This is a genomic window from Plantactinospora sp. B6F1 (assembly GCF_040120695.1).
Taxonomy (GTDB): Bacteria; Actinomycetota; Actinomycetes; order Mycobacteriales; family Micromonosporaceae; genus Plantactinospora.
Genome location: NZ_JBEEAC010000015.1, coordinates 46,886 through 60,975 on the forward strand (window position 1 = coordinate 46,886; position 14,090 = coordinate 60,975).

Below are 14,090 nucleotides of genomic sequence, written 5' to 3' on the forward strand. Positions count from 1 at the left end.
ACCGAACGCGGCTGTTCCAGCTCCACCGAACGGTGGACCGGTGCGGGGCCGAGCATGAATGAACCTTTTTCAACCTCCCCTTGCGGTCCGTCGGAGCGCAAGGTCGGACGCGGTGTGTGAGCGCCGCGCGGTTCAGGTGGAAAAAGGTTCAATGGTGTGACGGTTCCGTCGCCTTCGACGGTTGGACCGTCCGGCGTCGCCCCCCGCTGTTCCGGGCCACTTCCGCAGGGCATTGGTAAAACTGCCATCACACCGAGGAATTACCCACGGTTATTGGCGTCCGTCGACGCGACCCGTCCGTGGACAGGACGGCGGAAGGCCGTCCGTCGCGGATGTCCGGCACCTTCGACCGGCCCGAAGGAAAGCGGCCCCGCCGATCCGACGGGACCGGCGGGGCCGCACTCTCGGGTCGAGAGGGTCAGCGCAGCCAGGGGATGCTGCGGTCGAGCAGACCGCGCTCCTTCAGCTCCTTGCGCAGCGGGATCTCGTCGTCGACGTACCCGTTCCAGTTGATGCCCCAGTAGTTTGCGGTGTGCGTCCCCTCGCCGAGCAGCTGGCGCTGCACGGGGGTCCGGTTCTTGTACCACTCGCCGTTCTTGTCCGGGTGCAGCTCGTCCAGCGGCCGGATCCAGCGGTAGGTGTACCCCACGAACAGCATCTTCCGGGTGATGGTGGAGAGGTTCGTGGACCGGGAGTGCCACTGGCGGCGGTCGAAGATGAAGGCGTCGCCGGGGTTGGCAGTGATCTCGACGGTGCCCTCGGGGTCCGGGTTGTGCACCGTCAGGTCGGCCGGGCGCGGCAGCGAGTTCCACAGGTGGCTGCCCGGGATGACCTTGGTGGCTCCGCGGCCCTTCTCCGACAGGTCGGAGAGTACGTAGGCGACCTTGAGCGAGAACATCGGCCGGGGCAGGTTCGGATCCATCGTCTCCGGGTCCGAGTTCTGCCGGTAGCCGTCCTGGTGCCAGCCCCAGTACGGCTTCTCCGGCTCCAGTGCCGGCGGCGTGACGTCCAGGTGGTTGTGGTGGGTGTAGATGTTCCACCCGGCGAGGCCCCACATGTAGGGGAACGCGATCGGGTGGGTGAGCAGCTCTCCGAAGAGCTCGTCCCGCTCCAGGAAGCCCAGCAGGTGCAGGGTGCCGTCCTTGGTGGTGTTGCCCTTCGCCTTCTCCTCGGCGTAGACCCGGTCGACCGCCGCCTCCAAGGCCGCGCGGTGGTCCTCGGTCAGGACGTTGCGGAGCAACAGGAAGCCCTGCTCGTGGAACTCCTTGCGATCCGTGTCACTGATCGGCTCGTAGCCAGTGCGGCCGCCGTAGTCGAACACCGCGTCCCCTCCCCATAGGGTGAAACTCTTTCTGAGCACACAGGCTGCCGATCGTAGCTCCCCCTGCAAGGTCCGCATTCGGGCGCTCGGCCGGGCGCGCGGCGCCGGGCATCTGGGGGTACGCAGGGCAGCCAGACCTTGACGGAACGCAATAAAAGTGCCGAATAGTGGGGATATTTGAACCTGTCTGCCCGTTTGTGCAATCACTGCCAGTTATCGACGTCCGAATGGAGCAACGAAATCGCCGGCCGGTCGGCGACGCCCGAACCACCGGAGCCGGGCGGAATCAGTCGGCGAAGACCTCGGCGAGCACCTGGTGCGGGGTCGGCTGCGCGCCCCTGACCGGAGCCCAGGTGCCGCCGGCCGCCGTCCACTGCAGGTCGCCGAAGCGCACCATCTTCACTCCGTGGTCGTCGGCGTGCGACACCAGCCAGTGCGCGTAGCGCCAGCCCACCTGCTGATCCGTCGTCGGTACGGCCAGACCGGTCACCTCGGCCGGCACCGACGTCTCCAGTCGGCCCCAGTCCAGCTTCAGCCCGGCGGTCAGCGCAGCCGCCGCCGCGCTCCCGCGCATCGCCGGCTCCCGGCCGACCGTGCAGGCGACCGCGCCGGTGGCGTTGCCCAGCAGAGCCCGGGTCAGCACCTCGGACTCGTCGGCCCACTGCTGGTAGGCCCGGGGGAAGGCCGACCGCTGCACCCGCTGCGCCGCGACCGTGACCTCCATCTGTTCCCAGCCGCGGACCCTCTTGAGCGCCTTGTAGAACCTGGTCGCGGCGTAGCGCGGATCCCGGATCTGCTCCGGCGTGCCCCAGCCCTGACTCGGCCGCTGCTGGAAGAGTCCGACCGAGTCCCGGTCACCGCCGGCCAGGTTGCGCAGCCGGGACTCCTGGAACGCCGTTGCCAGCGCCACCACCACGGCCCGCTCCGGCATCCTGTGCCGGACACCCACCGCGGCGATGGTCGCGGCGTTCGCCATCTGCTCGGCGTTCAACGTGACCCGGCCGTCCGCCTCGACCACGCAGCCCGGCGCGGCGCTGGGGATTGGCAGGGTGTGCCCCATCTCGCGGGCTCCCAGGTAGACGCCGAAACTGGCAACCGCCGCGAGCGCCACGCCCGCCGCCACCGCTGCCCGAGTCTGCACCGCCACCCCCTGTCTGATAGCCGGACACAGCCTACTTCGACAGCCCAAAATCCTGAGTCGATCACGGCCGGTGCCGGTGCCGGTGCTGGTGCCGAACCGGGTTCGTCCGCCGGATCGACCGGCCGAGGGTGGCCGCGTCCTTGCTGCCGGCCGCCCGGAGTCAGCTTCCGGGTACCCATCGGGCGGGCCGTTTCTCGCCGAACGCCGTCACGCCCTCCCGCCCCTCCTCGGAGTGGAAGTACCGCACCGACAGGTCGCGCAGTTCCGCCAGGTCGGCCCGGAAGCTCTCCGCCGGGCCGCGCCGGAGCAGCTCCTTCGCCCCGGCCAGCGCGCCGGGCGCGCCCCGGACCAGCGCCAGGCAGTACGAGGCGACGGTCTCGTCCAGCGCCTCGGCCGAGGTAACCGTGGTGACCAGGCCGATCTCGGCCGCCCGACGACCGTCGAAGGTGTCCCCGGTCAGATAGAGCTCTGCGGCGGCCCGAGGTTGCAGCCGGGGCAGCACGGTCGCCGAGATCACCGCCGGAATCACCCCGAGCCGTACCTCGGTGAACGCGAAGGTCGCCTCCTGGGTGCAGATCGCGACGTCGGCCGCGGCGATCAGGCCGAGTCCACCGGCCCGGGCCGGGCCGCCGATCCGGGCCACCACCGGCTTCGGGCACTCCCAGATCGCCGCGAGCACGTCACCTAGCATCGCCACCGGCACGGTGCCCTCGCGGTACGCCGCCGCGGTCTCCTTCAGGTCGGCGCCGGAGCTGAAGACCGGCCCGGTGTGTGAGAGCACCACCACCCGGACCTCGTCGTCCGCCGCCGCCGCGCCCAGCGCGTCGAGCAGTTGCCGGAGCAGGGCGGTGGAGAGCGCGTTGCGGTTCTGCGGGCTGTCCAGGGTGAGAGTCGTCACTCCGTGCGTGGTAGAGACCCGGACGAGCGGATCGGAAGCTGAGGTCATGGGCGGCACACTAGTCGCATGCCTGGAGTGCTCCCAGCGGGCGAGCCCGTACCCGTCGACGGGGCGCTGCCCGACGCCGCCCTGGCCACGGTGGGTGGCCGTGGCTTCGGTGTCTACGTACACGTGCCGTTCTGTGCCAGCCGCTGCGGCTACTGCGACTTCAACACGTACACCGCGACGGAACTCGGCGGGACGGCGGGCCGGGACGGCTACGCCGACCAGGTGCTCGCCGAGCTGCGCCTGGCCGCCCGGGTGCTGGCCGACCGGCCGCCGGCCCGGGTCGACACCGTCTTCGTCGGTGGTGGTACGCCCACCCTGCTCCCTCCGGACGATTTGGCCCGGATCCTGGACGGCATCGACCGGACCTGGGGGCTGGCCGCCGACGCCGAGGTCAGCACCGAGGCCAACCCGGAGTCGGTGACCCCGCAGTCGCTGGCGGCGCTGCGGGTCGCCGGCTACACCCGGATCTCCCTGGGCATGCAGTCGGCCGCCCCGCCGGTGCTGGCGATCCTCGACCGCCGGCACACCGCCGGCCGGGCGACCGAGGCCGCGCGGGAGGCTCGGGAGGCAGGATTCGCGCACGTCAACCTGGACCTGATCTACGGGACGCCGGGGGAGCGGGCGGAGGACTTCGCGGCGTCGCTTCAGGCGGTGCTGGCCGCCGGGGTCGACCACGTCAGCGCGTACGCCCTGATAGTGGAGGACGGCACCCGGCTGGCCGGCCGGATGCGGCGCGGGGAGTTGGCGTACCCCGACGACGACGTGGCCGCGGACCGCTACCTGGCCGCCGAGGCCGCGCTGCACGAGGCCGGCTTTTCCTGGTACGAGGTCTCGAACTGGGCCCGGACGCCGGCCGCTGCCTGCCGGCACAACCTGCTCTACTGGACCGGCGGCGACTGGTGGGGCCTCGGCCCCGGCGCGCACAGCCACGTCGGCGGGGTCCGCTGGTGGAACGTCAAGCACCCGTCGAGTTACGCGGCCCGGCTGGCCGCCGGGCAGTCACCGGGGCAGGCCCGGGAGGTGCTGTCGGCGCGGGAGCGGCAGGCGGAGGAGGTGCTGCTCCGGCTCCGCCTCGCCGCCGGGCTGCCGTTGGCGACGCTCGACGACGCCGGGCGGTCGGGTGCGGCCCGGGCCCGCGAGACGGGACTGCTGGACGGTGCGGCGTACGACGCGGGCCGGGCGGTGCTCACCCTGCGGGGGCGGCTGCTGGCCGACGCGGTGGTCCGGGACCTGCTGCCCTGACCCGGTACGCCGCGTCGCGGCACCGTGGCGTGCAAGGAGCGGTCCCGACAGCACGATGGCCCGCGCCGGATCCGGCGCGGGCCATCGGGGGTTTCGGTCGGTGCTACTTGATCATGCGGATGGACATCGGGTACTGGTACAGCACGCCCTCGTTGGCCTTCATGCCGGCGATGATCGAGAAGATCACCACCACCAGCCAGGCGATCAGCGGCAGGAAGAACAGCACCAGGGTGCAGGTCCCGACGATGAGCGAGACGATCGAGATGATGCCCCAGGTGATCTGGAAGTTGAGCGCCTCGACCGCGTGCGCGCGCACGGTCGGCGACTCGTTCCCCTTGGCCAGCAGCGCGACGAGCGAGGCGATGAAGCCCACCGCGATCCCGCCGAAGTGGGCGATCAGGGCCCAGGTCTTCTCGTCGCTGTTGGCGTAGCCCGAGGGCGCCGGGGCGCCGTAGGGGTTGCCCGGCGGGTAGCCGCCCGGGGGCTGGCCGCCGGGGGGCGGGTAGCCACCGGGGGGTGGATAACCACCCGGCGGGGGATAGCCGCCGGGCGGGGGATAGCCGCCACCGGAGGTCGGGTATGTCCCGCCACCGGAGGTCGGGTACGTCCCGCCACCCGACGTCGGGTATGTCCCGCCGCCGGAGGTCGGGTAGGTGCCGCCGCCGGAGGTCGGCGGGGGCGTGCCGGGCGCGCCGTACTGGGGCGCCGCCGGCGGGGGGTATCCCTCGCCTGGCGTCGGGTATTGACCCGGGTTCATCGGGGCGGTCGGGTCCTGGGGCGGACCGCCGTATTCTCCGGGAGGGCGAGGCGGTTCAGTCATGGAGGTCACGGTAGGACTCCGGCTCAACCGGCGCCAGCCGCCCCCCGAATTGAATCTGGACAATGGCCGACCGTACCTGCTAGGCCCACCGGGGTAGGGTGTGCTGGCAAGCCGGTTGTCCGGCTTCGGATAGCCCTTCCAAACGATCATCGCGCCGGGTAGGCCTTGGTCGTAGACTGGCACTCGCTACAGTCGAGTGCCAGGGCGACCTGGCGCCCGACCGTCGTGGTCGCTCCGGTCGTTCCGCGCGGCCGGGGCCGGGACGTCGCAGGGAGGTGAGGATGGGTCTCGACGACCGCAAGCTCGACGTGCTGCGCGCGATCGTGGAGGACTACGTCGCCACCCAGGAACCGGTCGGGAGCAAGGCCCTGGTCGAGCGGCACCAGTTGGGGGTCTCCCCGGCGACCGTCCGCAACGACATGGCCGTGCTGGAGGAGGAGGGCTACATCCGGCAGCCGCACACCAGCGCCGGCCGGGTGCCCACCGACCGGGGTTACCGGCTCTTCGTGGACCGGCTCTCCCGGGTCAAGCCACTCACCCCGGCCGAGCGCCGGGCGATCGAACGCTTCCTGGTCGGCGCGGTCGACCTCGACGACGTGGTGCACCGTACGGTTCGGCTGCTCGCGCAGCTCACCCGGCAGGTGGCCGTGGTGCAGTACCCGAGTCTGGCCCGCTCCTCCGTCCGGCACCTGGAGCTGGTGCCGATCTCCACCACCCGGCTGATGCTGGTCATGATCGCCGACACCGGTCGGGTGGAGCAGCGCCTGGTCGAACTTCCCACCCCGATCACCGCCGACGACGTGACCGACCTGCGCCGGCTGATCAACGAGCGGCTCGGCGGCAAGAAGCTGGCCGAGACCCCACCCCTGGTCCAGGCGCTGGTCGACGAGGTGTCTCCCGGGCTCGGCCCGGCGATGACCACGCTCGCCACCGTGCTGCTGGAGACCCTGGTGGAGCGGCACGAGGAGCGGATCGCGCTGGCCGGCACCGCCAACCTTACCCGTGGCGGGCTGCTCGACTTCCAGGGTTCGCTGCGACCGATCCTCGAGGCGCTCGAGGAGGAGGTCATCCTGCTCAAGCTGATCGGCGAGGTGGAGCCGAACACCCTCCAGGTGCGCATCGGCGACGAGAACGAGATCGACAATCTGCGGGCCACCTCGGTGGTCAGCACCGGATACGGTCCGGGGACGACCATCGTCGGCGGACTCGGCGTGTTGGGCCCCACCCGGATGGATTACCCGGGCACCATCGCCACGGTGCGGGCCGTGGCACGCTACGTCGGCGACGTGCTGGCGCAGAACTGACCACCAAACCCATCCCTGACGACCGGCGGACGGTAACGCGAGACAGACATGAGGACACGGAACGCAGTGGCCAAGGACTACTACGGGATTCTCGGCGTCAGCCGGGACGCCTCCGACGACGACATCAAGCGTGCCTACCGAAGGTTGGCGCGCCAGTACCACCCGGACGTGAATTCGGATCCGGAGGCACACGAGAAGTTCAAGGACATCAACGCCGCGTACGAGGTCCTCTCGGACGACCAGAAGCGGCAGATCGTCGACCTCGGTGGCGATCCGCTGGCTCCCGGCGGCGCCCCCGGAGGCGGCCCGGGTGGTGCGGGCGGTCCCTTCGTCGGCTTCCAGGACATCATGGACGCGTTCTTCGGTGCCGCGGGCGGCTCCCGAGGACCGCGTCCGCGTACCCGGCCGGGTGCCGACGCCATCCTGCGGCTCGAGCTCGACCTGCCCGAGACGGCCTTCGGGGTGGAGGCGCCGATCGCGGTGGACACCGCCGTGCTCTGCACCACCTGCACGGGGGCCGGCACGGCGCCCGGCACCCATCTCACCACCTGCGAGGCGTGCGGCGGGCGGGGCGAGGTGCAGTCGGTGCAGCGCACCTTCCTCGGCCAGGTCGTCTCGTCCCGGCCGTGCACCGTCTGCCAGGGGTACGGCACGGTCATCCCGCACCCCTGCCCGACCTGCGCCGGGGACGGTCGGGTGCGTACCCGCCGCTCGCTGACCGTCAAGATCCCGGCCGGGGTCGAGGACGGCATGCGGATCCGCCTGGCCCAGCAGGGCGAGGTCGGCCCCGGCGGCGGTACGGCCGGCGACCTCTACGTCGAGATCCACGAGCGGCCGCACGACGTCTACTCCCGCAAAGGAGACGACCTGCACTGCCGGGTCACCGTGCCGATGACCGCCGCCGCGCTCGGCACCCGGCTGACCATCAAGACGCTGGACAGCGAGGAGCCGGTCGACGTCAAGCCGGGCACCCAGCCGGGCTCGACGCTGCGGTTGCGGGCTCGGGGCGTGCCACATCTGCGCGGCACCGGCCGGGGTGACCTCTACGTGCACCTCGACGTGCGTACCCCGACCAAGCTCGACGCCGAGCAGGAGCGGATGCTGCGCGAGTTCGCCAAGACCCGGGGCGAGGAGGTCGCCGAGTTGACCAAGCAGGGCGGCTTCTTCTCCCGGATGCGGGACGCCTTCAACGGCCACGCCTGACGGGCGCGCCACCCGCCGGCCTCGACACCGCGACCCGCTAACCTGCACGCCGTGAGCGCGCCGCTGTTCCTGGTCGAGTCGCTGCCGTCGGACGACTCCGTCACGCTGGACGGTCCGGAGGGGCACCACGCCGCGACCGTGCAGCGGCTGCGTACCGGTGCGGAGCTGCTGCTCGCCGACGGGCGCGGCGGCACCCTCACCGCCGTGGTCACCGCCGTCGGCCGGGGCACCCTGACCGCCTCGGTCACCTCCCGGTGGTACGTCGACCCGCCCGACCCGCGCCTGGTCGTGGTGCAGGGCATCGCCAAGGGCGACCGGGGCGAGCTGGCGGTGCAGGCGATGACCGAGGTCGGGGTGGACGAGATCGTGCCCTGGGCGGCCGAGCGCTCGGTGGCGCAGTGGCGCGGTGACCGGGGCGCCCGCGCCCGCGACCGCTGGGTGGCGACCGCCCGCGAGGCGGCCAAGCAGGCCCGCCGGCCCTGGCTGCCGACAATCGCCGGGTCGGCGCGGGCGCCGGACGAGTCGCTCCGGGCGGTGGCCCGGCGGGTCGCCGACGCGGCGGCCGGTTTCGTGCTGCACGAGGCGGCGGCGGCCCGGCTCGGCACCGCCGAACTGCCCGCGACCGGTGACATCGTGCTGGTGGTCGGTCCCGAGGGCGGCGTGTCGCCGAACGAGCTGGCGGCGTTGACCTCGGCCGGCGCCGTGCCGGTCCGGCTCGGACCCGAGGTGTTGCGTACCTCCACCGCCGGCGTCGCGGCCCTCGCCGTCCTCTCCACCCGGCTCGGCCGCTGGTGACCGACGGCCGGCACCGGGTTCTGGGCGCCGGGTGTCAGAGGTCGAGGGTGGTGCTCCGGCGGATGTCGGCGATGCTGTGTGCCGCCTCCAGCCGGTACCGGCCCGGTCGGGTCCGCCAGCCGCCGTCCGGCTCCCAGACCTGAAAGGTGCGGCCCGGCAGCGGTACCCGGACGGTCACCGCCTCCCCGGGAGCCGCCTCGGCAGCGGCGAAGCCGGCCAGCCAGCGGACCGGACGGTCCGACTCGGTCGCCGCCGGGCCGGCGTACACCTGCACCACCTCGCGGCCGGGACGGCGACCGGCGTTGCGGACGGTGACCACCGCGACCGGCCCGCCCGGTCCGGCCTCGACGGTCAGCGACTCGTACGCCCAGTCGGTGTAGCCGAGCCCGTGCCCGAACGGGAAGAGCGGCTCGGCCCGCCAGCCCCGGTAACCGACGAAAACCTCGTCGGGGTAGTCGAGGACCCCGTCGGTCGGGGTGGTGGAGAGCGCCGGGCAGTCCTCCGGCCGGCGTGGCCAGGTGGTGGGGAGCCGCCCGCCCGGCTCCGCCCGGCCGAGCAGCACGTCGGCGAGCGCCGCCCCGGCCTCCTGGCCGGGAAACCAGGTGAGCAGGATCGCCGCCACCTCGTCGGCCCAGGGCATCAGCACCGGTGAGCCGGCGTTGACCACCACGACCGTCCGGGGATTGGCCGCCGCGACCCGGGAGACCAGTTCGTCCTGCCGGCCGGGCAGCGCCAGCGTGCCCCGGTCGAACCCCTCCGACTCCACCTCCTCGGTGGTGCCGACCACCACCACCGCGACGTCGGCCCCGGTCGCCGTCCGAATCGCCTCGTCGAGAAGCTCGTCCGCCGAGGCGACCGCGGGCTCGGCGTGCCCGAGGGTGAACGACACGAAGCCCGGGTGGTCGCCGTCGACCATCCGCTGGGTGAGCCGTACCTCGACCGGTTCACCGGCCCGGACGGGAAGCTCGAACCGGCGCTCGACGGTGGCCCGGAAGACCGTGCCGGGCTCCTCGGCCGGGTCGTAGAGCGGGCCGTCGAAGAGTTCCACGCCATCCACGACCAGGGTGAAGACGCCGAAGCCCTCGACCGCGAGCCGGGCGGTGCCGGTGCGCAGCGGCGTGTGCGTGGCGGTGAGGTCGACCGCGGCGAGATCGTCCGGGGGCAGCCCGTCCGGCGGGTCGCCCATCCAGCGCACCGTCGCCCGGTCCAGTTCGGTCCGGTAGCGCTCCCGGCCGTCGGCGTCGCGCAGCGTCGCGACGATCGGGGTCCACGCCACCCCGCCGGCGGCCGGCAGCCGGAGCCGGGGGTCGGCGCCGACCGCGTACCCGAGGTCGGCGTCGGGGAGCGCGGCGGTCAGCCCGGCGAGCGGGGAGATCACGTGTGGCGGCGCGACCAGGGCGCTGCCGCCGCCCTGGATCCGCGCGTCGTCGGCGAGCGCGCCGAGCACCGCGACCCGGCGCAGCCGGCCCGGATCGAGCGGCAGCAGGTCGCCGTCGTTGCGGGCCAGCACGAAGGAGCGGACCGCCACCACGTGCGCCAGGGTGGCACCGTCCGGTGCGCGCGGCAGATCGGCCGGGTCCACCGCCGGGGGTACGCCGTCGAGCAGTCCGACCCGACCGGCGAGCCGGAGCACCCGACGTACCTTGTCGTCCACCTCCGCCTCGGCGACGGAGCCGGCGCGGACGGCGGCGACCAGCGCGGCACCCCAGGGGTCGCCGACGGCCGGCATCACCACGTCGAGTCCGGCGTTCGCGGACGCCTCGGTGGTCCTCGCCGCCGTCCAGTCGGAGACCACGATCCCGTCGAAGCCCCACTCCCGCTTGAGCAGCTCCCGGAGCAGTCCGGCGTGCTCGGTCATGGTGTGCCCGTTGACCCCGTTGTAGGCGGCCATCACCGCCCAGACCCCGGCGGCGACGATCCGCTCGAACGGGGCGAGGTAGAGCTCCCGGAGCGCCCGTTCGGAGACCCGGACGTCCACGGTCATCCGTTCCGTCTCCGAGTCGTTGGCGACGAAGTGCTTGACCGTGGCGCCCACACCGAGGTCCTGTACGCCGGTGACGTAGCCGACGCCGATCTCGGCGCTGAGCAGCGGATCCTCCGAGTAGCACTCGAAGTGCCGGCCGCCGAGCGGGCTGCGGTGCAGGTTGACGGTGGGGGCGAGGAGCAGGTGGATGCCCCTGCGCCGGCACTCGGCGGCGAGCACCCGACCCGCCTGCCGGGCCAGCCCGGGGTCCCAGGTGGCGGCCAGCGCGGTCGGGCTGGGCAGGGCGATCGACGGGTCGTCCGGGGCCCAGCGGACGTCGCGTACCCCGATCGGGCCGTCCGACATCACCAGCGAGTCGAGCCCGATCGCGGGTACGGCCGGCAGGGTCCAGAAGTCCTGGCCGGAGAGGAGTCGGACCTTGGTCTCCAGGTCCAGCGCGGCGAGCGCCCGTTCGAGCACCGCGTCGGCTCCGCTCCTGGCCGTGGCGTCCGCGTCGACCGTCGCCCCGTCCTGCCGATCCACCGTCATCCTCGCGCCCCCTCCACCGGCCGGATATCGATCATCCTGCCAGCCGGAGGCCGCTCAGGACACCGCAGAGCCGCGGTCGTCGGCACGTCGCGCCGCCCGACGGCCGCTGTCCCGACACCGCAGGGTGCCCCCGGCGCCGGCCGGTGGCTGGGCGGCGGGGTCAGGTGCGCAGGTAGGAGGCGCCGTTGAGGTCCACTATGGTGCCGGAGGCCCACTCCGCCTCGGGTGAGGCCAGCCAGTGCACGGCGGCGGCGATCTCCTCCGGCCGGGCGACCCGGTGGAACGGGCTCTGCGCCCGGATCGCGTCGCCGCGCGGCGCCTTGAGGTGCTCGTTGGTCATGTCGGTCTCGACGAAGCCGGGCGCGACGGTGGCGACCGCGATGCCGTACGGGGCCAGGGCCACCGCGAGGGACTGGCCGAGCGCGTTCAGCCCGGCCTTGCTCGCGCCGTACGCCGGCTGGGTCGGCTCGCCGCGGAACGCGCCCCGGGAGGAGACGTTGACGATCCGGCCGCCCCGGTTCCGCAGGTGCCGGGCGGCGCACCAGATGGTGTTGGCCGCACCGAGCAGGTTGACGTCGAGCGTGCGGCGCCACTGCTGCTGCCACTGCTCGTAGGAGGAGTCGAAGACCGGATGCCCGGCCTCCGCGCTGCCGAACACCCCGGCGTTGTTCACCAGTACGTCGAGTCCGCCGAGCCGGTCGGCCGCGTCGTCGACCATCGCGCGCACCTCGTCCGGGTCGGCCAGGTCGGCCCGGACCACCACGTGCCCCTCGCCGGGCAGGGCCGCGACGAGTTGTCCGGCCAGCGGGGCCGAGTCGCGGTGATGCACCGCCACCCGATCGCCACCGGCGGCGAAGGCCATCGCCACCGCTCGCCCGATTCCCCGGGACGCGCCCGTCACCAGTACCGCTCGTCCGCTCATCGGATCATGATGCCGGTCGCCGGACGGACCGGGCTGGCCGGGCCGCGTCGCCGAACGGCAGCCCCTACGATTCCGGTGATGGAGACCAACTGCCTGTTCTGCCGGATCGTCGCGGGCGAGATCCCGGCCACCGTCGTCCGGGAGACCGAAACCACCCTCGCCTTCCGGGACATCGACCCGAAGGCGCCGGTGCACGTGCTGGTGATCCCGAAGGAGCACTACGCCGACGTGGTGACCCTGACCGGGGCCGATCCGGGGTTGGCCGGCGAGGTGCTCGGCACCGCGGCGGTGGTGGCCGAGACCGAGGGACTGGTCGCCGACGGCTTCCGGCTGATCTTCAACACCGGTCCGTACGGCGGCCAGGAGGTCTTCCACGCCCACGCCCACGTGCTCGGCGGCGCGCCGTTGGGGCCGATGGTCGCCCGCTGAGCAGGGGCCGGGCGTAAGATCCGTGATCTTGGACGAGCGGATCGCGGGCGAGGAGGGATCATGACGGAGGTTGCCCGGCGGTTGGCCCGGCTGGTCCGGCAGGCGCAGGCGGAGTCCCGGATCCCGGCGGTCTCGGCCGCGCTGCACCGGGCCGACCGACCGCTCTGGACCTGCACGGTCGGCAGCACCGGCAACGACGCCCCGCTCGGGCCGGACACGGCGTTCCGGATCGGCTCGGTGACGAAGACCCTCACCGCCGTACTCGTGTTGCAGTGCCGGGACGACGGGCTGCTCGACCTGGACGACCCGATCGGGGCGCACCTGGACGTACCGGCACACGGCGAACTGACCGTACGCCGGCTGCTGTCGCACACCTCCGGGGTGCAGCGCGAGCCGTACGGCGACGTGTGGGACACCCTGCACACCCCGGAACTCGACGAGTTCCTCGCCGACCTGGACCGGGCCGAGCGGGTGCTGCCGCCGGCCCGCCGGTACCACTACTCCAATCTCGGCGCCGCGCTGCTCGGCCAGGCGGTCGCCCGGCTGCGCGGCGGCACCTGGGCGGAGGTGCTCGCCGACCGGGTGCTCGGCCCGCTCGGGTTGGCGCACACCGTCACGCACCCGCCGGCGGGTGCGGCGACAGGCTTCCTGGTCGACGCCTACTCCGACCACGCCCGGCCGGAGCCGAACACCGACCTCGGCGCGGTCGGGCCGGCGGCGCAGCTCTGGAGCACCGCTCCGGACATGGCCCGCTGGGCGGCGTTCCTGGCCGACCCGGCGGCGCTGGACCCGACCGGTGCGGTACTCCGGCCGGACACCCTCGACGAGATGCGCTGGCCGCTGACGGTGACCGACGAGTCGCTCTGGACCGCCGGGTTCGGGCTGGGCCTGATCCTGGTGCCCCAGCGGGACGCTCCGGGTGCCGCCGAGCGGGTCGTGCACGTGGGCCACGACGGCGCGATGCCCGGCTTCCTGGCCTGTGTCTACGGCCGGCGTGGCGGCGCCGGCACCCCCGGGGCGATGGGCTGCGCGGTGCTCGGCTCCTCCGGCACCGGCGTCGTGGTCAACGAGCTGGCGCACCAGATCATGGCCGCCTCGGCCCGGGACGATCCCGCCGACATCGTGCCGTGGAGCCCGGGCGGGCCGGCCCCGGAGCCATACCGTGGGCTGCTCGGCCGCTGGTGGGGCGAGGGCTTCGAGTACGTCTTCTCGTGGCGGGACGGCGCCCTGCGGGCCCGGGGGGCGGCGGACCCGGCCGGCAGGCCGCCGGCCGTCTTCGCGCCGCTGCCGGACCGGCCGGACGTGTTGCGTACGGTCTCCGGCCGGGAGGTCGGCGAGCTGCTCCGGCTGACCCGGGACGACCGGGGCGAGGTGATTCGGATGCACTGGGCCACCTACCGGTTCACCCGGCGGCAGGAGACCTTCGACCGGTTCGACTTCCGCGCCGGTTGACGG

Annotated in this window: 12 protein-coding genes; 6 read left to right on the forward strand and 6 right to left on the reverse strand. The window is 73.1% G+C overall.

The window, feature by feature from the left end:
• Nucleotides 1-418: 418 nt before the first annotated feature.
• From ABNF97_RS19805 to ABNF97_RS19815, 3 genes are all read right to left on the reverse strand, one after another.
• Complete coding sequence (locus tag ABNF97_RS19805) at nt 419-1,321, reverse strand: phytanoyl-CoA dioxygenase family protein (RefSeq protein WP_130461058.1); 903 nt, start codon at nt 1,319-1,321, stop codon at nt 419-421.
• Nucleotides 1,322-1,607: 286 nt separating this feature from the next.
• Nucleotides 1,608-2,468 carry a hypothetical protein gene (locus ABNF97_RS19810; RefSeq protein WP_165436613.1) on the reverse strand — a complete coding sequence of 287 codons (861 nt, stop codon included), beginning with the start codon at nt 2,466-2,468 and terminating at the stop codon, nt 1,608-1,610.
• A gap of 154 nt (nt 2,469-2,622) precedes the next feature.
• Complete coding sequence (locus ABNF97_RS19815) at nt 2,623-3,408, reverse strand: enoyl-CoA hydratase family protein (RefSeq protein ID WP_130461057.1); 786 nt, start codon at nt 3,406-3,408, stop codon at nt 2,623-2,625.
• Between the two features lie 18 nt (nt 3,409-3,426).
• On the opposite strand from ABNF97_RS19815, the gene hemW reads away from it, so the two are divergent.
• On the forward strand, nt 3,427-4,650 hold the full coding sequence (gene hemW, locus ABNF97_RS19820) for a radical SAM family heme chaperone HemW (protein ID WP_130461056.1): 1,224 nt from the start codon (nt 3,427-3,429) through the stop codon (nt 4,648-4,650).
• Between the two features lie 103 nt (nt 4,651-4,753).
• On the opposite strand, the gene ABNF97_RS19825 is transcribed toward hemW, so the two are convergent.
• Entirely contained in the window at nt 4,754-5,470 is a 717-nt protein-coding gene (locus tag ABNF97_RS19825) for a DUF4870 domain-containing protein (protein ID WP_349339385.1), read from the reverse strand.
• Nucleotides 5,471-5,751: 281 nt separating this feature from the next.
• Here ABNF97_RS19825 and hrcA point away from each other — a divergent pair, with 281 nt between their 5' ends.
• The 3 genes from hrcA (at nt 5,752) to ABNF97_RS19840 (ending at nt 8,772) form a co-directional block, all read left to right on the forward strand.
• On the forward strand, nt 5,752-6,774 hold the full coding sequence (gene hrcA, locus ABNF97_RS19830; protein WP_130461055.1) for a heat-inducible transcriptional repressor HrcA: 1,023 nt from the start codon (nt 5,752-5,754) through the stop codon (nt 6,772-6,774).
• A 66-nt stretch (nt 6,775-6,840) separates the two neighbouring features.
• Nucleotides 6,841-7,977, forward strand: a complete 1,137-nt coding sequence (dnaJ, locus tag ABNF97_RS19835; RefSeq protein ID WP_207230702.1) for a molecular chaperone DnaJ — start codon at nt 6,841-6,843, stop codon at nt 7,975-7,977.
• A 51-nt stretch (nt 7,978-8,028) separates the two neighbouring features.
• A complete protein-coding gene (locus ABNF97_RS19840) occupies nt 8,029-8,772 on the forward strand; it encodes a 16S rRNA (uracil(1498)-N(3))-methyltransferase (protein ID WP_130461053.1) in 744 nt (247 codons plus the stop codon).
• A gap of 34 nt (nt 8,773-8,806) precedes the next feature.
• Here the strand turns inward: ABNF97_RS19840 and ABNF97_RS19845 are convergent, their stop codons facing one another.
• Entirely contained in the window at nt 8,807-11,284 is a 2,478-nt protein-coding gene (locus ABNF97_RS19845; protein ID WP_130461052.1) for a glycoside hydrolase family 3 C-terminal domain-containing protein, read from the reverse strand.
• 160 nt (nt 11,285-11,444) lie between these two features.
• On the reverse strand, nt 11,445-12,206 hold the full coding sequence (locus ABNF97_RS19850) for an SDR family oxidoreductase (RefSeq protein ID WP_130461051.1): 762 nt from the start codon (nt 12,204-12,206) through the stop codon (nt 11,445-11,447).
• Between the two features lie 75 nt (nt 12,207-12,281).
• On the opposite strand from ABNF97_RS19850, the gene ABNF97_RS19855 reads away from it, so the two are divergent.
• Entirely contained in the window at nt 12,282-12,635 is a 354-nt protein-coding gene (locus tag ABNF97_RS19855; RefSeq protein ID WP_130461050.1) for an HIT domain-containing protein, read from the forward strand.
• 60 nt (nt 12,636-12,695) lie between these two features.
• Nucleotides 12,696-14,087 (forward strand): serine hydrolase, encoded by a 1,392-nt coding sequence (locus ABNF97_RS19860; protein WP_130461049.1) that lies wholly within the window; start codon nt 12,696-12,698, stop codon nt 14,085-14,087.
• The last annotated feature ends 3 nt before the right edge of the window (nt 14,088-14,090 follow it).